The sequence below is a fragment of the Leifsonia shinshuensis genome, from assembly GCF_013410375.1.
GTDB classification, from domain to species: domain Bacteria; phylum Actinomycetota; class Actinomycetes; order Actinomycetales; family Microbacteriaceae; genus Leifsonia; species Leifsonia shinshuensis.
Genome location: NZ_JACCFL010000001.1, coordinates 2,430,920 through 2,450,354, shown reverse-complemented (window position 1 = coordinate 2,450,354; position 19,435 = coordinate 2,430,920). Strand labels below are relative to the sequence as shown.

20 protein-coding genes are annotated in these 19,435 nt (G+C 70.7%); 3 read left to right on the top strand and 17 right to left on the bottom strand.

Annotated features, from left to right (window positions below; genetic code table 11):
• Positions 1-80: 80 nt before the first annotated feature.
• The 4 genes from HNR13_RS11835 to HNR13_RS11820 form a co-directional block, all read right to left on the bottom strand.
• Entirely contained in the window at positions 81-1,520 is a 1,440-nt protein-coding gene (locus tag HNR13_RS11835) for an ABC transporter permease (protein WP_343063535.1), read from the bottom strand.
• Positions 1,517-2,374 (bottom strand): ABC transporter ATP-binding protein, encoded by an 858-nt coding sequence (locus HNR13_RS11830; protein ID WP_179605978.1) that lies wholly within the window; start codon positions 2,372-2,374, stop codon positions 1,517-1,519. Before HNR13_RS11830 ends, HNR13_RS11835 begins: the two co-directional genes overlap by 4 nt.
• A 121-nt stretch (positions 2,375-2,495) precedes the next feature.
• Entirely contained in the window at positions 2,496-3,185 is a 690-nt protein-coding gene (locus tag HNR13_RS11825) for a response regulator (RefSeq protein WP_179605976.1), read from the bottom strand.
• Positions 3,182-5,050, bottom strand: coding sequence for a sensor histidine kinase (locus tag HNR13_RS11820; protein WP_179605974.1), 1,869 nt, complete (start codon positions 5,048-5,050; stop codon positions 3,182-3,184). The genes HNR13_RS11825 and HNR13_RS11820 overlap by 4 nt, the downstream gene beginning before the upstream one ends.
• Positions 5,051-5,142: 92 nt before the next feature.
• Between HNR13_RS11820 and HNR13_RS11815 the strand changes: the two genes are divergently transcribed.
• Complete coding sequence (locus tag HNR13_RS11815) at positions 5,143-5,421, top strand: hypothetical protein (RefSeq protein WP_179605972.1); 279 nt, start codon at positions 5,143-5,145, stop codon at positions 5,419-5,421.
• A gap of 12 nt (positions 5,422-5,433) precedes the next feature.
• On the opposite strand, the gene era is transcribed toward HNR13_RS11815, so the two are convergent.
• The 8 genes from era to hrcA are packed head-to-tail and all read right to left on the bottom strand — an operon-like array spanning position 5,434 to position 12,614.
• Positions 5,434-6,327: a GTPase Era gene (gene era, locus HNR13_RS11810; protein WP_179605970.1), complete on the bottom strand. Its 894-nt coding sequence runs from the start codon at positions 6,325-6,327 to the stop codon at positions 5,434-5,436.
• A complete protein-coding gene (locus HNR13_RS11805) occupies positions 6,324-7,721 on the bottom strand; it encodes a hemolysin family protein (RefSeq protein ID WP_179605968.1) in 1,398 nt (465 codons plus the stop codon). The genes era and HNR13_RS11805 overlap by 4 nt, the downstream gene beginning before the upstream one ends.
• Positions 7,722-7,728: 7 nt before the next feature.
• Positions 7,729-8,190, bottom strand: coding sequence for an rRNA maturation RNase YbeY (gene ybeY, locus HNR13_RS11800; RefSeq protein WP_179605966.1), 462 nt, complete (start codon positions 8,188-8,190; stop codon positions 7,729-7,731).
• Positions 8,187-9,335, bottom strand: a complete 1,149-nt coding sequence (locus HNR13_RS11795; protein ID WP_382312539.1) for a PhoH family protein — start codon at positions 9,333-9,335, stop codon at positions 8,187-8,189. Before HNR13_RS11795 ends, ybeY begins: the two co-directional genes overlap by 4 nt.
• A complete protein-coding gene (locus HNR13_RS11790; protein WP_179605962.1) occupies positions 9,298-9,663 on the bottom strand; it encodes a histidine triad nucleotide-binding protein in 366 nt (121 codons plus the stop codon). Before HNR13_RS11790 ends, HNR13_RS11795 begins: the two co-directional genes overlap by 38 nt.
• Positions 9,664-9,703: 40 nt before the next feature.
• A complete protein-coding gene (locus tag HNR13_RS11785) occupies positions 9,704-10,432 on the bottom strand; it encodes a 16S rRNA (uracil(1498)-N(3))-methyltransferase (RefSeq protein WP_179605959.1) in 729 nt (242 codons plus the stop codon).
• Positions 10,433-10,442: 10 nt separating this feature from the next.
• Positions 10,443-11,555, bottom strand: a complete 1,113-nt coding sequence (gene dnaJ, locus HNR13_RS11780) for a molecular chaperone DnaJ (protein ID WP_179605957.1) — start codon at positions 11,553-11,555, stop codon at positions 10,443-10,445.
• 42 nt (positions 11,556-11,597) lie between these two features.
• Positions 11,598-12,614 (bottom strand): heat-inducible transcriptional repressor HrcA, encoded by a 1,017-nt coding sequence (hrcA, locus tag HNR13_RS11775; protein WP_179605955.1) that lies wholly within the window; start codon positions 12,612-12,614, stop codon positions 11,598-11,600.
• A 219-nt stretch (positions 12,615-12,833) separates the two neighbouring features.
• On the opposite strand from hrcA, the gene HNR13_RS11770 reads away from it, so the two are divergent.
• Both HNR13_RS11770 and HNR13_RS11765 read left to right on the top strand, forming a co-directional pair.
• The gene (locus HNR13_RS11770; protein WP_179605953.1) at positions 12,834-13,394 is read left to right on the top strand and encodes a DUF4870 domain-containing protein; all 561 of its coding nucleotides are present in this window, start codon (positions 12,834-12,836) and stop codon (positions 13,392-13,394) included.
• Between the two features lie 99 nt (positions 13,395-13,493).
• Positions 13,494-13,880, top strand: a complete 387-nt coding sequence (locus HNR13_RS11765; protein ID WP_179605951.1) for a DUF4870 domain-containing protein — start codon at positions 13,494-13,496, stop codon at positions 13,878-13,880.
• A gap of 9 nt (positions 13,881-13,889) precedes the next feature.
• On the opposite strand, the gene hemW is transcribed toward HNR13_RS11765, so the two are convergent.
• From hemW to HNR13_RS11740, 5 genes are all read right to left on the bottom strand, one after another.
• Positions 13,890-15,119, bottom strand: coding sequence for a radical SAM family heme chaperone HemW (gene hemW / locus HNR13_RS11760; RefSeq protein WP_179605949.1), 1,230 nt, complete (start codon positions 15,117-15,119; stop codon positions 13,890-13,892).
• Positions 15,119-15,766, bottom strand: coding sequence for a DUF1990 domain-containing protein (locus HNR13_RS11755; protein ID WP_179605947.1), 648 nt, complete (start codon positions 15,764-15,766; stop codon positions 15,119-15,121). The genes hemW and HNR13_RS11755 overlap by 1 nt, the downstream gene beginning before the upstream one ends.
• 120 nt (positions 15,767-15,886) lie before the next feature.
• Positions 15,887-16,108, bottom strand: a complete 222-nt coding sequence (locus HNR13_RS11750) for a DUF2283 domain-containing protein (RefSeq protein WP_179605945.1) — start codon at positions 16,106-16,108, stop codon at positions 15,887-15,889.
• Positions 16,109-16,156: 48 nt separating this feature from the next.
• Positions 16,157-18,007: a translation elongation factor 4 gene (gene lepA, locus HNR13_RS11745; RefSeq protein ID WP_179605943.1), complete on the bottom strand. Its 1,851-nt coding sequence runs from the start codon at positions 18,005-18,007 to the stop codon at positions 16,157-16,159.
• Positions 18,008-18,151: 144 nt separating this feature from the next.
• Complete coding sequence (locus HNR13_RS11740) at positions 18,152-19,372, bottom strand: amidohydrolase (RefSeq protein ID WP_179605942.1); 1,221 nt, start codon at positions 19,370-19,372, stop codon at positions 18,152-18,154.
• Positions 19,373-19,435 lie beyond the last annotated feature (63 nt).

Sequence of the window (19,435 nt, the reverse complement as noted above, 5' to 3'; positions counted from 1 at the left end):
GTGCGCCGATCTCCCAGTATCGGATACTCAGCCTGCGGATAGCTGAGGCTTGATGAGCGTTCAGGAAACCTGGAGGCGGGCTACTCGACCGCGAGGGCCTCGACCGGGGCCACCCGCGTGGCCCGGCGGGTCGGCGCGACCGAGGCGCCGACGGCGAGCACGGCCGCCGCGACCACGATCAGCCCGATGAACAGCCACGGGATCGCGGGCGGGACCAACCCGCCGCCCGGCAGCTGCCCGAGCAGTGTCTGCGCGCCGATCCAGCCGTACAGCGTACCCAGCACGAGCCCGGAGAACACGGCGGCGACGGTCAGCTGGGCGCTCTCGGCCAGGATCATCCTGCGCACCTGCGCCGCGCTCAGCCCGAGCGCCCGGAGCAGCCCGAGCTCCCGCCTGCGCTGCAGCACGCTCAGCGACAGGCTGTTGACGACGCCGACGGCGGCAATCACCGCCGAGAAGCCGACCAGCCCGCTGAACACCAGCATGACGACGGTGAGCACACTCTCAGCACCCTGGTAGAGCTCGGGGTCCTTCGCGGCCGCGCTGCGGATGAGCGTGAGCCAGGTCTGGGTGGCGACGACGAACATCGTGATCAGCGTGACGCCGATGACGAGGCCGATCGCGGTGCGCGAGCTGCGCTCCGGGTTCCGCACGGCGTTGGCCGCGGCGAGCCGTCCTGCGGCGCCCGCTCCGAAGAGCAGGCCGACCCCGCGCAGCACGGCGGGCAGGAAGAGCGGCGCCGCGACGATGACGCCGGTGAAGGAGAGCAGGCCGCCGAGCATCGCGATCAGGACGCCGTAACGGCCGAACTCCACGAGCGTGCTGTCGGCCGAGCGCGCGAACAGCCCGAGACCGAGTGCCAGCCCGAAGCCGAGCAGGGCGGCGCCGGGGAGGATGAGCAGCCCGGCGGCGACGATCCGCCCGGTGCTGCGGACGGCGGCGACGGGTCGCTCCTGCGCGGCGCCGAGCGCCTCCACCGGTGCCACGGTCAGCACGCGCCTGCTGCCGATCCAGGACGCGGCCCACGTCGTCAGGACGACGACGACCGGCGGCGCGATCAGCGCGGGCGTGATGACCGGGTACAGCGTGTCGGGCAGGACGCCCCACCAGATGAACGCGCGCACCGCGACGAGAGCGAGGACGACCGCGATCACGCCGCCGATGAGCGCGCCCACCACGCCGACGGCGAGGCCCTCCCCCGCGACGGACCGGCGCTGCGCCTTGGCACTCGAGCCGAGCAGGCGCATGAGCGCGATCGTCCTGGTGCGGCCGGCGATGACGGTCGCGAACGTGTTGGTGGTCACGATGGCGCCGACGAACACGGCGATCACGAAGAAGATCCCGGCGACCAGGCCGAGGGCGAAGCGGGCGGAGCCGTGCTCGCCCATCGGCGACGCCTCGATGTAGGCGCCGAGGACGTTGGTGCACGCCAGCAGCGCGACCCCGAACGCGGAGCTGAGGGCGGAGACGAGGACGCTCGCGCGGTGGTCGCGCGCGTTCGCCCGGAAGGCGCGGATCACGCGTGCGCCTCCAGTCCCTGCGGATCCATCCCCTGCGAATCGATCCCCTGCGACTCCAGGCCCCGCGGATCCGGGCCGCGCGACTCCCCGCCGGGCGACCCCATCCCGTGCGCCTCCATGCCGAGCATGAACGCCGAGACCTCCTCGGCGCTGGAGCGCTCCCGCTCGGCCACGACGCGGCCGTCGGCGAGGAAGACGATGCGGTCGGCGTAGCTCGCCGCGACCGGGTCGTGGGTGACCATCGCGATGCTCTGGCCGTAGCTGCGGGAGGCCTCCTGCAGCACGCCGAGGACCTCCCGGCCGGTGCGGGAGTCCAGGTTGCCCGTCGGCTCGTCCGCGAACACGAGGTCGGGCCGGGTCGCCAGGGCGCGCACGATCGCGACGCGCTGCTGCTGGCCGCCGGACAGCTCGTGCGGGCGGTGGGTGAGCCGGTCGCCCAGGCCGAGCAGGTCGATCAGGCCGTCGATCCACTCCCGCTGCGGCAGCGTCGGACGGCGGCCGTCGATCTCGAACGGCAGCAGGATGTTCGCCCGCACGTCCAGCGTGGGGACGAGGTTGAAGGACTGGAACACGAAGCCGACGCGGCGGCGGCGCAGCACGGTCAGCTCGGCGTCGCCCATGCCGCTGATCTCGGTGTCGCCGAGGAAGACGCGCCCGCCGGTCACCGTGTCGAGACCCGCCATGACGTGCATGAGCGTCGACTTGCCGGAGCCGCTCGGGCCCATGATCGCGGTGAACCGGCCGGCGGGGATGCCGACGGTCACGTCGTCGAGGGCGATGACCCGGTTCGAGCCGGATCCGTAGGTCTTCGTCGCGCCGTCGACGCGCGCCACCATGCTGTCGGGAGTGTCCATATCCTCAGGCTAGGAATCCGGCTCCGCCACCGGATCGGGCTGTGGAGCCACAGTGGATCAGCCCAGAGGATGATCTGCGGGTGAACCTCCGCGAGCGCCGCCCGACTTTCGCCCGGGCGGGTCACTCCGCGCGCTCGGCCGCTCCCCCGGTCAGCCCGTGCTCGAAGGCGTAGACGACCATCTGCACGCGGTCGCGCAGCCCCAGCTTCGCCAGGATGCGGCTGATGTGCGTCTTCACCGTGGCCTCGCTCAGGTACTCCGACCCGGCGATCTCCGAGTTGCTGAGCCCGCGGGAGGCGAGCACGAAGATCTCCCGCTCCCGGCTGGTGAGCGTGCCGAACTCCGGCGGCGTCTGCTTGGCCTGCTGGCTGTCAGAGAAGTACTCGAACAGCTCGCGGGTCGCGCCTGCCGCGATCACCGCGCTGCCGGCGTGGACGGTGCGGATGGCGGCGAGCAGGAACTCCGGCTCCGCGTCCTTGAGCACGAACCCGCTGGCGCCGCTGCGGATGGCGCGCGCGGCCGCCTCGTCCAGGTCGAAGGTGGTGAGGACGATGATGCGCGCCGGCTCGCGGCCCTCGCGCACGGCCTCCTCCACGATGCGGCTGGTCGCCGCGATGCCGTCCATGACCGGCATCCGGATGTCCATCAGGACGACGTCGGGACGCGTCTCGCGCACCAGCGCGACGCCCTCCTTGCCGTCGGACGCCTCGCCGGCGAACACCAGGTCGGGCTGCGAGCCGATCAGCATGCGGATGCCGGCGCGGAACAGCGCCTGGTCGTCGACGAGGGCGACCGTGATCGGGGCGCTCATGCGCGCACCCCCGAGACCACCGGCAGGAAGGCCGTCACCACGAACCCGTCGCCGGCCGGCCCGGCCGACAGCGACCCGCCTGCCAGCGTCGCGCGCTCGCGCATGCCGGGCAGGCCGTGCCCGATGCGCGGGAGGCCTCCGGTGGCCAGGGGTTCCGGGGTCGGTGTCTTCATGCTGTTCCTCACGGTGATGACGATGCCCGGGCCGCCGTCGGAGCCGCCCGACTGGGCGAGCACGACGGAGACCGGGCGGGTGGTGTCCCCGTGCCGGAGCGCGTTGGTCAGCGCCTCCTGCACGATGCGGTACGCGGCGATCTGCTGCGCGGAGCCGAGCCCGTCGAGCTCGCCGCGACGCTCCATGGTCACGGGCAGGCCGGCGGCGCGGACCTGCTCGACCGTCTGCTCGACATCGGCGAGCGACGGCTGCGGGCCCTCCGGCTGGCTCTGCCGGAGCTCGGCGAGCAGCACGCGCACGTCGACCAGTGCGGAGCGCGCCGTCGCGGCGATGGTCTCCAGGGCGGTGTCGACGGCGTCCGGGTCGGCGTGCCGCGCGTAGCGGGCGCCGTCGGCCTGCGCGATGACCACGGCGAGCGAGTGGGCGACCACGTCGTGCATGTCGCGGGCGATACGGGTGCGCTCCTGCTCGACGACGACGACCTCCTCGGCGCGGTTGCGGTCGAGCTCCGCCGCGATCTGGGCGTGCCGGGAGGCGCGGGCGTTGCGCCAGGTGCGGGCCAGGAGGCCGAGCACCCAGGACAGCCCGAGGACCGTCGCGCTCACCACGAAGAGGAACGCGAACTGGAGCGCCATCCCGGTGAGCTGCGACGACAGGAGGTTGAAGTAGCCCTGCGCGAGCGCGGACGTCAGCGTCAGGTACAGCGAAGCGACGAAGGCGCCGATTCCGGCCGAGATCAGGCCGGCATAGCGGACCACCCGGTCGCCGTAGAGGGCCGTGGCGTAGAGGACGATGAGCACCGCGATGTCGCTGACGAGGATGTTGTGGCCCGTCGTCATCTGGACGACCGCGGCGAGCCAGGCGATCGCGAGCGAGACGGCCGGCGACATGCGGCGCAGGGCGACGGCCACGGCGAAGACGATCAGGACGAGGAACGTCGACCGCCCGCTGTCGTCGGGCACCAGGCTGGAGGCGAAGTCGGCGACGAGGCAGAAGAACACGTAGGCGACGGCGCCGGCGATGTCGAAGGTGAGCTGCGGGCGGGTCAGGCGCCGCACCAGACGGGGACCGTCGCCCAGGCCCTCCTCCGCGCTCGCGCCGCCGCCGGACGACGCCAGCCACAGCAGCAGGGACGGCATCGGGCCGGCGGTCGCGGTGGCCCGCTGGCGGGCGACCAGGAAGCCGAGCAGCCACGCGCTGACGAACACGACCGCCAGCAGCAGGCTCATCATCAGGAGGCCGACCCCCTGGCTGGTGTAGTACCCGCCGATCACCGGGCCGAACTGCGGGAACTTGAGGTCGCCGCGGACGGTGAAGAGGTACGCCAGCGCGGGCGCCCAGAGGATGGCGGAGCCGAACCCGAACCAGCGCACCACCCGGCCGCCGTGCGAGGCGATCCCGAACAGCGCGATCACGACGGCGACCGCGGAGATCAGCCGATGCGGCAACGGGAGCGACGACCCCTCGCTGAGCTCGGCCAGCACCGCGAGCCAGGCGATCTCCAGCGCCACCACCGGGAGCACCCGCGAGAGCGCGACGGCGGCGCAGTACAGCAGCACCGCCAGGGCGCCGGCCAGGTCGAACGGAAGGCCCGTGACCAGCCACAGCCCGAACAGCACGACGGCGACCGCGGGCTCGAGCACCCAGCGGTGCGGTGCGAGCGCGCTCAGCAGTCGTGTGCGATCTGGCATATCTCTACGTTACGGGGCCGCGGCCCGAGCGCCCGCATCCCGGCGGCGGAATCATCCTGGGGATGTATGCGCGGCTGGCTAGTATCACCATCATGGACAACGGCTTCGGAGGGATGGCGATCCTCTTATGGCTGTCGCCGCTCATCGCGCTAATACTTGTCCTGGGCACTGTGGTGATCGTGCCTCCTGTCATCGCCGGTGTGCTGACGGCGCTCGCTTCCGTCATGCTGAGGGTCGTCCGGAAGCCGAGGCGCGCGGCCGAACCCGCGGCGTCCCAACTCGACCCGTGTACGCGTCTGGTGACCCTCGGCCGCGCATCAGGAGAGCCCGCGGAAGCCGACCGGCCGGACGCGAGCGCTGCCGAAGTGTAGGGAGCCGCCCGTTTAGAACCCCAGCCGCCCGAGCTGCTTCGGGTCGCGCTGCCAGTCCTTCGCCACCTTCACCCGCAGCGACAGGAACACCTTGCGGCCGAGGAGCTCCTCGATCGGCTTCCTGGCCTCGGCGCCGACGTCGCGGATGCGGGAGCCGCCCTTGCCGATCACGATGGCCTTCTGGCTGTCGCGCTCTACGAACAGGTTGGCGTAGACCTCGACCAGGTCCTTGTCGTCGCGCTCCACGATGTCGTCGATGGTGACGGCGAGGGAGTGCGGCAGCTCGTCCTCCACGCCCTCCAGCACCGCCTCGCGGATGTACTCCGCGATGCGGTCCTCGATGCCCTCGTCGGTGACAGCGTCCTCCGGGTAGAGCGGGCCGGGCGACTCCGGGAGCAGCTTCATCAGCTCGGAGGTGAGGGTGTCGAGCTGGATGCGGCTGGTCGCGGAGATCGGGATGATCGCCTCCCACTCGCGAAGCGCGGAGACGGCGAGGAGCTGCTCGGCGACCTGGGTCTTGCCGGCCGCGTCGATCTTGGTGACGATCGCGACCTTCTTGGCGTTCGGGTAGTCGTCCAGCTGGTCGTTGATGAAGCGGTCGCCCGGGCCGATCTTCTCGTCCGCGGGGACGCAGAACCCGATCACGTCGACGTCGCCCAGCGTGGACTGCACGAGCGTGTTCAGCCGCTCGCCGAGGAGCGTGCGCGGCCGGTGGATGCCGGGGGTGTCGACCAGGATGAGCTGGCCGCCGCGCTGGTGGACGATGCCGCGGATGGCGCGGCGCGTGGTCTGCGGCTTGGAGCTCGTGATCGCGACCTTCTCGCCGACGAGGGCGTTGGTGAGGGTCGACTTGCCCACGTTGGGGCGGCCGACGAACGAGACGAATCCGGCGTGGTACTCGCTCATGCGCGGGCCTCCTTGTGCTGGCGGTCGGACTTGGGTTGCTTGGGGGCCTTGTCCGGTTTGTGCGGCTTGTCGGACTTGTGCGGCTTCTCGGATTTGTGCGGCTTCTCGGCTGCCGCGTCCTCGTGCGCCTCCGGCAGCAGGGCGGTGTCCCGCTCCACCAGGACGCTGCTCACGTGCTTGTGGCGCCCGTCGATCCGGTCGACGGTGAAGCGGAGGCCGTGCACGGCGACCGTCGAGCCGACCTCCGGGAGGCGGCCGAGCGCCTTGGTGACCAGGCCGCCCACGCTGTCGACGTCCTCGTCCTCGATCTCGAGGTCGAACAGCTCGCCGAGGTCGTCGATCGGCAGCCGGGTCGCGACCCGCAGCCGGCCCTCGCCGAGCTGCTGCACCAGCGCCACCTCGTGGTCGTACTCGTCGGAGATGTCGCCGATCAGCTCCTCGATCAGGTCCTCCAGGGTGACCAGGCCGGCGATGCCGCCGTACTCGTCCACCACCATCGCCAGGTGGTTGGACTCGAGCTGCATCTGCCGCAGCAGCGCGTCGGCCTTTTGCGACTCGGGGACGAACAGCGCGGGCCGGGCCAACTCGCCCATCGTGAGCGTGTCGGCGCCGAGCGCGCTCTCGTAGCTGAGCTTCGCCACGTCCTTCAGGTACAGGATGCCGGCCACTTCGTCGGGGTCGCCGTCGATCACGGGCATCCGGGAGACGCCGGTGGAGAAGAACATCCCCATCGCCGTCCCGAGCCCGGCGGAGCTGTCGATGGTGATCATGTCGGTGCGCGGCACCATCACCTCGCGCACGACGGTGTCGCTGAACTCGAAGATCGAGTGGATGAGCTCGCGGTCGTCCTCCTCCAGCACGTCGAACTCGGTCGCCTCGTCGACGATGCTGAGCAGCTGCTCCTCGCTGGTCACCGGGGCCGAGCGGGCGCGCGAGGGCGTCACCCGGTTGCCGAGCGCGACCAGGCCGCCCGGGATCGGGCCGAGCACGACGCGGATGCCGTAGACGAGCGGGGCGGTGAGCTGCAGCAGGATCCGCGAGTTCGCGCGCCCGACGCTGCGCGGGCTGGCGCCGACGAGCACGAACGACACCCCGGTCATGATCGCCGCGGACAGGATCAGCGAGATCCACCACTCCTCGAAGATCTGCTCGAAGGCGAGCGTCACCAGCACCGCGGCGGTGGTCTCCGCGATGATGCGGCTGAAGTTGATCGCGTTGAAGTACGCCCCGGGGTCCTCGGCGATCGCCCGCAGCGACGTCTTGGCACGGGAGGTCTCGGCCAGGTCGGCGATGTCGCCGCGGGACTGCACCGCCAGCGCCGAGTCCACGGCCGCCATGAGCCCGCCGAACGCGACCAGCAGGAACGCGACGACGAAGAACAGGGTTGCGAGCATCCGGCGCCTAGCGCTGTCGGTCGTAGCGGGCGAAGCCCACGAGGATGTCGCGCTGGATGCCGAACATCTCCCGCTCCTCCGCCGGCTCGGCGTGGTCGAAGCCGAGCAGGTGCAGGATGCCGTGCGTGGTCAGCAGCAGCAGTTCGTCCATCAGCGTGTGCCCGGCGGTCTCCGCCTGCACCTGCGCGACCTGCGGGCACAGCACGACGTCGCCGAGGAGACCGGCGGGAGCGGGCTCCTCCTCGGTGCCGGGGCGCAGCTCGTCCATCGGGAAGCTCAGCACGTCGGTCGGGCCGGGCTCGTCCATCCACTGCACGTGCAGCTGCTCCATGGCGGCCTCATCGACCAGGACGATCGCGAGCTCGGCGTCGGGGTGCACGTGCATGATGTCGAGCGCGTAGCCGGCCAGGCGCTGCAGGGCGGACTCGTCCACCTCGATGGCGGACTCGTTGTTGATCTCGATGCTCATCGTGTCGGGCCCTGTCGATCGGGATACTGTCGCTTCGGGAGGTGGTCGCGCGGCGTGCCGGCCCGGCGCTCGGCCCGGTTCGCGAACTCGCGGGCCTCCTCGCGCTCGTACTGCCGCGCCTGCTGCTTCGCGTCGTATTCGGTGTAGGCGTCCACGATCCGGCCGACGAGGCTGTGCCGCACGACGTCGTCGCTGGTCAGCCGGGCGAAGTGGATGTCGTCGATGTCGTTCAGCACGCGCGTCACCAGCCGCAGGCCGCTCGCCGCGTTCGGCAGGTCGATCTGCGTGATGTCGCCGGTGACGACCATCTTGGAGTTGAAGCCGAGCCGGGTGAGGAACATCTTCATCTGCTCGGGTGTGGTGTTCTGCGCCTCGTCCAGGATGATGAACGAGTCGTTCAGCGTGCGGCCGCGCATGTACGCCAGCGGGGCCACCTCGATGGTGCCGGCCGCGAGCAGCTTGGGCACGACCTCCGGGTCGAGCATCTCGTTGAGCGCGTCGTAGAGCGGGCGCAGGTACGGGTCGATCTTGTCGGTCAGCGTGCCGGGCAGGTAGCCCAGCCGCTCGCCGGCCTCCACCGCGGGGCGGGTGAGGATGATGCGGCTGACCTCCTTGCGCTGCAGCGCCTGGACGGCCTTCGCCATCGCCAGGTAGGTCTTGCCCGTTCCGGCCGGGCCGATGCCGAAGACGATGGTGTTGTGGTCGATCGCCTCGACGTACTGGCTCTGGCCGAGGGTCTTCGGCCGGATGCTCTTGCCGCGCGCGGTGAGGATCGCCTGGCTCAGCACGTCCGACGGGCTGAGGTTCAGGTCGCTGCGCATCATCCGGGCGGAGCTGGCGACCTCGGCCGGGCCGAGGTCCTGGCCGTTGCGGACCATCTGCAGCAGCTCCTCCAGCAGCGCGCGCGCCGCGGCGACCTGCGCCGGGTCGCCGGTCAGGCTGATCTCGTTGCCGCGGACGTGCACGTCCACCAGCGGGTACTGGCGCTCCAGCGTGGTCAGCAGGCGGTCCTGGGGACCGAGCAGCCGCACCATCTGGATCCCGTCGACGCTCAGGCGCGCCTCGGCCGGACCTCCCGGAGCAGTCGGTCCGTCGGGGGTCGTCGGGTCAGTCGTCGCCAAGGCTTCCTTCCTCGAGCCCGCCATCGGGCGAGCCCAGAATGTGGGCGTGGACGTGGAACACGGTCTGCCCCGCGCCCGCGCCGGTGTTGAAGATCAGCCGGAAGTCGCCGTCCGCATGCTCGTCCGCGAGCTTCTGCGCGGTCGCGACGAGTTCGGCGAGCAGCGCGGGGTCGCCCGCGGCCAGCTCGACGACGTCGCGGTACTGCTCGGTCTTGGGCACGACCAGCAGGTGCACCGGCGCCTTGGGCGCGATGTCGCGGAACGCGATGATGCGTTCGCTGTCGTATACGACGTCGGCCGGGATCTCCCCCGCGATGATGCGCGAGAAGATCGAGCGCTCCCCTGTCTCCATGTGATCCATCCTATTCGCCGGGACCGTCGCAGCGCGTCGGTCACCACCGCCCCAGCGCCGCGTTCAGCACGGCGAGGGCGGCGGGCCCCGCGGTGGAGGTCCGCAGCACCGTGTCGCCGAGGCGCACGACCTCCGCGCCCGCCGAGCGGAACGCGTCGAGCTCCTGCGGCGCGATGCCGCCCTCCGGGCCGACCACCAGCACGAGCGGCCGCCCGTCGGGGCGGACTGCGGTCAGCGCGTCGGTCGCGCCCGGCTCCAGCACGAGCACCCGGTGCGTCGCTGCGAGCGCGGCGACCTGCTTGGTCGTCGCCAGCTCCCCGACCTCGGGCGTCCAGGCCCGGATCGACTGCTTGGCGGCCTCGCGCACGATCGCCGCCCAGCGGTCGCGGCCCTTCGCCACCTTGGGGCCCTCCCAGCGGGAGACCGAGCGGGAGGCCGACCACGGCACCACCGCGTCGACGCCGAGCTCGGTGGCGGCCTGGACGGCGAGCTCGTCGCGGTCGCCCTTCGCCAGCGCCTGCACGAGGGTGATCGCCGGTTCCGCGCGCGGGACGCGTTCCACGGCCTCCACGTCGATCGTCAGCTCGGTGTTCGTCGCGACCAGCACCTCGCCCGACGCGACCAGGCCGCGCCCGTTGCCGATCAGGATGCTCTCGCCCGGGCGGGTGCGGTTGACCGTGGCGGCGTGCTTGGCCTCAGCGCCGGTCAGCGTGAGCCGGGCGCCCACCTCGACGTCGGTGAGGTCCTCACGCAGGTAGAGCGAGCTCATCGTGCGTCCGTCAGAGGTTGAGGAACCGGTCGCGGAGCTTCGCGAACAGCCCCTGCTGGAAGCGCGCCAGCGACGGCTCCGGGTTGTGGTGCGTCGCGGCGAACTTCTTGATGAGCTCCTTCTCCTTGTGGTCGAGCTTGGTCGGCGTGACCACCTGGATGCCCACCCGCAGGTCGCCCCGGCCGCTGCCGCGCAGGTGGGTGATGCCGCGGTCCTTGACCGTGACGATGTCGGCGCTCTGGGTGCCGGGCTTCAGCTCCAGGCGGATGTCGCCGTCGAGCGCCTTCACGGTCGCGGTGGTGCCGAGGATGGCGTCGGTCATCGAGAGCTCCAGCGTGCAGAGCAGGTCGTCGCCATCGCGGCTGAACACCTCGTGGTGCTTGACCTTGATCTCCAGGTACAGGTCGCCGTTCGGGCCGCCGGCGGGGCCGGCCTCGCCCGAGCCCGGCATCTGCAGGCGCAGGCCCGTGTCGACGCCGGCGGGGATGTCCACCGGAACGGTCCGGCGGGCGCGCACGCGGCCCTGGCCCTGGCAGGTCACGCACGGCGTGGCGATGACGGTGCCGTAGCCCCGGCAGGTGCCGCAGGGGCTGGAGGTCATCACGTTGCCGAGCAGCGAGCGCACCGAGCGCTGGATGCTGCCGGTGCCGTGGCAGATGTCGCAGGTGACCGGCGCGGTGCCGGGCTGGCAGCACGAGCCGTTGCAGGTCTCGCACACCACCGCGGTGTCGACGTCCAGGTCACGGTGGGTGCCGAAGACGACCTCGTCGAGCTCGACCTCCACGCGCAGCAGGGCGTCCTGGCCGCGCTCGCGCCGGGAGCGCGGGCCGCGGGTCGCGCCGCCGCCTCCGCCGAAGAACGTCTCGAAGATGTCGCCGAAGCCGGCGAAGTCGCCGGCGCCCGCACCGCCGAAGCCGGTCGAGCCGCCGAGGTCGTACTGCTGCCGCTGCTGCGGGTCGCTCAGCACGTCGTAGGCGTGGGTCACGAGCTTGAAGCGCTCCTGCGCCTCGGAGCTCGGGTTGACGTCCGGGTGCAGCTCGCGCGCGAGCCGGCGGTACGCCTTCTTGATCTCGTCGGGGGTGGCGTTGCGGTCAACGCCGAGGACTTCGTAGTGGTCGGCCACGTAAGGCTGTTCCTTCTGTTCGGTGCGTCGGAGTTCTTCGGTTCAGTCGCCGAGGAGTCGGGAGAGGTAGCGCGCCACGGCCCTGACCGCGGCCATGTTCCCGGAATAGTCCATGCGGAGCGGGCCGAGCAGCCCGACCCTGGCCAGGTCGGAGCCCGAGCTGTAGCCGCTCGACATGACCGAGGTCTCGGTCAGGCCGGTGACGGCGTTCTCGCGTCCGATGCTGACCGCCACGCCGTGCTGATCGAGCGCCATCTCGTCGAAGAGCCGCAGCAGGACCACCTGCTCCTCGATGGCCTCCAGCACGGGGGTGATCGATCCGGGGAAGTCGGTCTCGGTGCGCGCCAGGTTGGCCGCGCCCGCCATCACCAGCTTGTCCTGCCGGTTGGCGGCGATCTGGTCGAGCAGGGCGCTCGCCACGGGCGCCACCAGCGCGCGGGTGCGGTCGGTCAGGTGGTCGGGCAGTTCGCGGAGCCGCACGGCGGCGTCGGTGAGCGAGAGCCCGGCGGCAGCGCCGTTGATCGCGCCGCGGATCTCGGCGATCTCGGCGTCGTCCAGCTCGTCCTGAAGCTCGATCACGCGCTGCTCCACGGCGCCGGAGTCGGTGATGAGCACGCTCAGCAGTCTGCGGGAGCCGAGCGACACCAGCTCGATGTGCCGGATGCGCGAGCGCGCGACCGACGGGTACTGCACGAGCGCGACCTGGTTGGTGAGCTGCGACAGCAGGCGCACGGTGCGCGAGAGCACGTCGTCGACGTCCACCGACTGGCCGAGGAAGGTCTCGATCGCGGTGCGCTGGGCCGCCGACAGCGGCCGGGCCTCCGCGAGGTGGTCGACGAAGAGCCGGTAGCCCTTGTCGGTCGGGACACGGCCGGAGGAGGTGTGCGGCGCGACGATCAGCTCCTCCTCCTCGAGGAGGGCCATGTCGTTGCGGATGGTCGCCGCCGATACGCCGAACGCGTGCCGCTCCACGATGCTCTTGGAGCCGACCGGCTCCCGCGAGGCGACATAGTCCTGGACGATGACGCGGAGCACTTCCAGACTGCGTTCCGAGACCACGCGAACCGCCTCCTGTCGTCGCTTCGGCACCCGAGGATCGAGCACGGGAACGTCACCGGGTGAACTGGCACTCGATGATCCTGAGTGCTAATCATATCGCGTCGGCGTCGGAGGACGGGCAACGCGCGGCACGGATGATTTACCGGAGGAGCGGGGCGCAGTACTGTGTGCGCAACCGGCTCAGGCAAGCCCCCGCAGCCGCTTACGAAAGGGTTCCTCATGACAGACCCGACCCAGCCTCCGGCCGACGGCCAGGGCGACCAGAATCCGCAGCAGCCCCCTCAGCAACAGCCGTACCAGCAGCAGCCGCCCCAGCAGCAGCCGCCGCAGCAGCCGCCGCAGCAGCCGTACGGCGCGCCCGCCGCCGGCCAGCCCGCCGGCGCCGTGCCCCCGCAGCAGCAGTACGCCAGCGCTCCCGGCGCCCCGCTGGACGCCGCGCAGGACAAGCAGTGGGCGTCCTTCGCCCACCTCGGCGGGATCCTCTGGTTCCTGCCCTCGCTCATCATCTGGCTCGTGTTCAAGGACAGGGGCCGGCTGACCGACCAGGAGGCCAAGGAGGCGCTGAACTGGCAGATCACCTGGATCCTGGCCTGGGTGGTGTCGCAGATCCTCGGCGTGATCATCGGCTCGTTCACGTTCGGGATCGGCTACCTGCTGTTCAGCCTCCTGATCCCGTGGGCGCTGTACATCGTCAACCTGGTGTTCTCGATCCTCGGCTTCGTGCGGGTGAACAGCGGAGGGACGTACCGCTACCCGATCAACTTCCGCTTCATCAAGTAGCCGTCCGGATTCGCACGAATAGCTCACGGCTGCTTCTCAGGAACGCCCTCCGCCCCCTAGGCTGAGGGGCGTCATTCAACCCACGGAGGAGACATCACCATGTCCGCAACGCCCCCGCCCCCGCCGCCCCCGCAGCAGCCGTACGGAGGCCAGCAGCCGCAGCTCAGCCCGGCCGACGAGAAGCTGTGGGCCACCCTGATCCACGTCGGCGGCATCCTGTTCAGCTTCATCCCGGCCCTGGTCGGCTATCTGGTGCTGAAGGACCGCGGCCCGTTCATCCGCTCGCACACCGCGACCGCGCTGAACTTCCAGATCACGCTGCTGATCGCCTACGTCGTGGGCCTGATCCTCAGCATCGTCGGCATCGGCGTGCTCATCCTGCTCGCCGTGTGGGTGCTGAACATCGTCTTCAGCATCATCGCGGCCGTGAAGGCGAACCAGGGCGCGTTCTACACGTACCCGATCGCCATCAAGTTCGTGAGCTGAGGCTCCGCACTACTCCTCGGCGAGCAGCCGTCGCACGACGGCGTCCGCCAGCAGCCGCCCTCGCAGGGTCAGCACGACCGACCCGGCGAGGGCGGCTTTCGCGTCCACGAGCCCGTCGGCGATGAGGCCGGCGACCGAGCGCCGTCCGGCGTCGGTCAGCTCCGCGGTGCTCAGGCCCTCCCGTATCCGGGTGAGCAGCAGCACGCGCTCCACCCTGCGCGTCTCCGCGTCGAGCGTCTCGCGGCCGGCCGCGGGCGACTCCCCCGCCAGCACACGCTGGGCGTACGCGGCGGGATGCTTCACGTTCCACCAGCGGACGCCGCCGACGTGGCTGTGCGCTCCGGGGCCGACGCCCCACCAGTCGTGGCCGAGCCAGTAGGCGAGGTTGTGCCGGGAGCGGTGGGCGTCGTCCGTCGCCCAGTTGCTGACCTCGTACCAGCCGTAACCCGCGCTGCCCAGCCGGGCCTCGGCGAGCTCGTACATGTCGGCCTCGAGGTCGTCGTCCGGCTCCGCCACGACGCCGGAGTGGATCTGGCGGGCCAGCTTCGTCCCCGGCTCCACGATGAGCGCGTACGCCGAGACATGGTCCGGCTCGCAGGCGAGCGCGGCGTCGAGCGACCGCGCCCAGTTGTCCAGGGTCTCGCCCGGGGTGCCGTAGATCAGGTCCAGGCTGACCTGGAGGCCGGCCTCCCGCGCCCAGCGCACGACGAGCGGGATCCGCTCCGGGTCGTGGGTGCGCTCCAGCGTCGCGAGCACGCTCGGCACCGCCGACTGCATCCCGAACGACACCCGTGTGAAGCCGGCGTCGGCCAGCCGCCGCAGGTCGTCGGCGTCCACCGAGTCGGGGTTGGCCTCCGTGGTGACCTCGGCGTCGGCGGCGATCCCCCAGGCGTCGCGGACGGCGCCCAGCATGGCGCCGAGGTCATCGGGCGGCAGCAGCGTCGGCGTGCCGCCGCCGAAGAACACCGTGGAGACCTCGCGGGCCGGGACTCCGCTGCGCTCAAGCGCCTCCCGCGCGAACCGGACCTCGCGGACGGCGTGCCCCGCGTACTCCGACTGCGAGACGCCGCGGAGCTCGGTGGCGGTGTAGGTGTTGAAGTCGCAGTAGCCGCAGCGCACCCGGCAGAACGGCACGTGCAGGTAGACGCCGAAGTCGCGTCCGCCCGCGCCCTCCGCGGTGCTCGCGGGGAGGACGCCGTCGGCGGGCGCCGGATCCCCGAGCGGGAGGGCGCCGGGCATCAGGCCGCCCGCGCGGGCAGCAGGGAGCGCAGGTAGCGCTTGGTGTAGCGGCTCTGGGTGGCGCGCAGCACGGGAGAGGCCAGCCGGTAGAACGCGTTCGACGGCCGCGAGAAGGCGCGCACCACGAACCAGACGGAGCCGTCGTCGCGCTGTTCGACCAGGAACGCCTCCTCCCCGCTCTCGGGGTGCCCCTTGAGCGTGCCGTAGGCGAAGCCGCGCCGGTGCGGCTCGTCCACGACGTAGACGACCCGGCAGGGCGCCGACACCGTGAACGGCCCGAACGGGATCTTGAGCACCGCGGTCATCCCGTTCTGGATGAACGGCGTGCCGTCATCGGCGAAGACATCCTCGGCGGCCCGGTGCTCGCGCATCCCCTTGGGCGTGCCGTCCTCGGCGAACTCGATGCCCTCGTACTGGACGCCGGTGCCCTCGTTCACCTCGGTCACCCGGATGCCGCTGTTGCGCTGAACGCCCCATGTCATCAACGCGGCCGCCGCCGACTCGAACCGCTCCTCGCCGCTGCCCAGCCGCACCTTCCGCTCCAGCGGCCGGTAGCCCTTCGGCGGGTAGTAGAGCAGGTCAGCGGCCTGCGTGCCGCCGATGAACCCGTACGTGACGGGCTGGTCGGTGAAGCTGGTGCGGCGCATGGCATCTATCCTGCGTCAAATGGGGAGGGAGTGCGAACCGAGGACGCCGGAACGCTACTTCTTGTCCTTCTTCTCCACGTCGCGGCAGAAGTGCTATCCACACATCAACTCTCGCCGCGCCTAGAGAAGACGAGGCCGTGCGACAACCCGTGTGACGTCCAGCAGTTCGATTCCGAGCAGCTTCCCATTGCGATCAACGTCGAGTATCACGCTCAGCGGTCCGAGTTCCTCATCGTCAACGATGATTTGACGGACTGCCTCACCGGACGCGATCTCATCGAATGCGATGTAGGCGGCATCGGCCTTATCGTCATATGTGGTGGTGAGAATCATCGATCGCATGACCCGACACTAGCGGTTGAGCGTGAAATACTTCCAGGAGCCGGAACGCTACTTCTTGTCCTTCTTCTCCACGTCGCCCGACAGCGCCGCGATGAACGCCTCCTGCGGGACCTCGACGCGGCCCACCATCTTCATGCGCTTCTTGCCCTCTTTCTGCTTCTCGAGGAGCTTGCGCTTGCGGGTGATGTCGCCGCCGTAGCACTTGGCCAGCACGTCCTTGCGCATCGCGCGGATGTTCTCGCGCGCGATGATCCGCGCGCCGATCGCGGCCTGGATGGGGACCTCGAACTGCTGGCGCGGGATCAGCTCGCGCAGGCGGCCGGCCATCATCGTGCCGTAGGCGTAGGCCTTGTCCCGGTGGACGATGGCGCTGAACGCGTCGACCGTCTCGCCCTGGAGGAGGATGTCGACCTTGACCAGGTCGGCCTCCTGCTCGCCGAACGGCTCGTAGTCGAGCGACGCGTAGCCGGCGGTGCGGCTCTTCAGCTGGTCGAAGAAGTCGAAGACGATCTCGCCGAGCGGCATCGTGTAGCGGATCTCGACACGGTCCTCGCCCAGGTACTCCATGCCGAGCAGGGTGCCGCGGCGGCCCTGGCAGAGCTCCATGATGACGCCGACGTAGTCCTTGGGTGCGAGAATGGCCGCCTTGACCACCGGCTCCTCCACCCTGTCGATCTTGCCGCCGGGGAACTCGCTCGGGTTCGTCACGGTGACGACCTTCTTGTCCTCCGTGGTGACTTCGTAGATCACGCTCGGCGCGGTCGTGATCAGGTCGAGGCCGAACTCGCGCTCCAGTCGCTCGGTGACGATCTCCAGGTGCAGGAGGCCGAGGAAGCCGCAGCGGAAGCCGAAGCCGAGCGCGACGGAGGTCTCCGGCTCGTAGACGAGCGCGGCGTCGGACAGCTTGAGCTTGTCCAGGGCCTCGCGCAGCTCCGGATAGTCGCTGCCGTCGATCGGGTACAGCCCGGAGAACACCATCGGCTTCGGCTCGGTGTAGCCGGCGAGGGCCTCGGTCGCGGGCTTGGCCGCGGAGGTCACGGTATCGCCGACCTTGGACTGGCGGACGTCCTTCACGCCGGTGATCAGGTAGCCCACCTCGCCGACGCCGAGGCCCTTCGACGGGGTCGGCTCGGGGGCGGAGACGCCGATCTCGAGGATCTCGTGCGTGGCCTTGGTCGACATCATCTGGATGCGCTCGCGCGGGCCGAGCTTGCCGTCCACCATCCGCACGTAGGTGACGACGCCGCGGTAGCTGTCGTAGACGGAGTCGAAGATCATGGCGCGCGCGGGCGCGTCCGCCACGCCGACCGGAGCGGGGATCTCCTGCACCACGCGGTCGAGCAGGGCCTCCACGCCCATGCCGGTCTTGCCGGATACCCGCAGGACGTCCTCGGGACGGCCGCCGATCAGGCTGGCGAGCTCCTGCGCGTACTTCTCCGGGTCGGCCGCGGGGAGGTCGATCTTGTTGAGGACCGGGATGATCGTGAGGTCGTTCTCCAGCGCCAGGTACAGGTTCGCGAGCGTCTGGGCCTCGATGCCCTGGGCGGCGTCGACCAGCAGGATGGCGCCCTCGCAGGCGGCGAGCGACCGGGACACCTCGTAGGTGAAGTCCACGTGCCCCGGGGTGTCGATCATGTTCAGCGCGAAGGTGTCGCCGTCGACGGCCCACGGCATCCGGACGGCCTGGCTCTTGATCGTGATGCCGCGCTCGCGCTCGATGTCCATGCGGTCGAGGTACTGCGCGCGCATGTCCCGGTCGGAGACCACCCCGGTGATCTGCAGCATCCGGTCGGCCAGCGTCGACTTGCCGTGGTCGATGTGCGCGATGATGCAGAAGTTGCGGATGGAGGCCGGGTCGGTCGCGGCGGGCTCGAGGGGCTTCAGGGCTCGTGGTGACATTGTGCGCTCATTCTCCCACGAACCGCACCCGCGTCCGGAACCGCCCGGAACCGTCGAGTACGCGCGAAATCAGGCGAAAACCGCCGAGTACGCAGACAATTCGCGTACTCGGCGGTTGTGGGACGGCTGCTCGGCGGGGTGGGGTCAGGCGAAGCGCTCGGCGCGCTCGACCACGTGGCCGGCGCCGTCCTCCCAGCGGTAGACCTCGGCGCCGTCGATGACGACGAGCTCGGCGCGGGAGTTGACGTCCAGCGGGTCGCCCGACCAGACGACGAGGTCGCCGTCCAGACCGGGCTTCAGCGCGCCGACCCGGTCGTCCAGGCCGAGGAACGACGCCGGGTTCACGGTCAGCGCCTCCAGCGCGGTCTCCCGCGGCAGACCCTCCTTGACCGCGAGCGACGCCTGGTGCACGAGGAAGTTGATCGGGACGACCGGGTGGTCGGTCGTGATCGCGACGCGGACGCCCGCGGCGGCGATGCGCGCGAGGTTCGCGATGGCGCGGTCGCGCAGCTCGACCTTCGAGCGCGAGGTGAACATCGGGCCGAAGATGACCGGGATCTCCCGCTCGGCGAGAACGTCGGCGATCTTGTGCGCCTCGGTGCCGTGGTTGACGACCAGCTTGTAGCCGAACTCGTCGGCGAGCCGGAGGGCGGTGGCGATGTCGTCGTGGCGGTGGGTGTGCTGGTCCCAGACCAGCTCGCCGTCGAGGACGCGCGCCAGGGTCTCCTTGCCCAGGTCGCGGGCGAACGGCTTGCCGTCGCGCTCCGCCTCGGCGCGGGCCGCGGCGTAGTTCTGGGCCTCCACGAACGCCTCGCGGATGATCAGGGCGACGCCGAGGCGGGTGCTCGGCGTCTGGTTCTTGCCGCCGTAGACGCGCTTCGGGTTCTCGCCGAGTGCCGACTTGACGCTCACCGACTCCTTGATGACCTGCTCGTCGATCGTCCGGCCGCCCCAGCTCTTGAGCGCGACGGTCTGGCCGCCGATCGGGTTCCCGGAGCCGGGCTTCACCACGATCGAGGTGACGCCGCCCGCGAGCGCGTCGCGGAAGCCCTCGTCGTCGATGTTGACCGCGTCGATCGCGCGCACGGCGGCCGTGTTCGGGGCGGTCATCTCGTTGGTGTCGTCGCCGGCGGGACCGTTGGCCTCCTCGTGGATGCCGACGTGCCCGTGCGCCTCCACGAAGCCGGGGAGCACCCACTTGCCGCTCGCGTCGACCACCCGCACGCCGTCCGGGACCGCGACCTGCGCCGCGGGGCCGACGCTGGTGATCCTGCCGTCCTCGACGATCACCGTGCCCTTCTCGATCGGGTCTCCGGCGACCGGGACGACGTAGGCGTTGACGATGGCGATGCTGGAAGCGGTCATGGGTCCGAGCCTACGCTCGCGGCGGCACGGCGAATCGGGTCGCGGGAATGGGCGGGCGGCCGG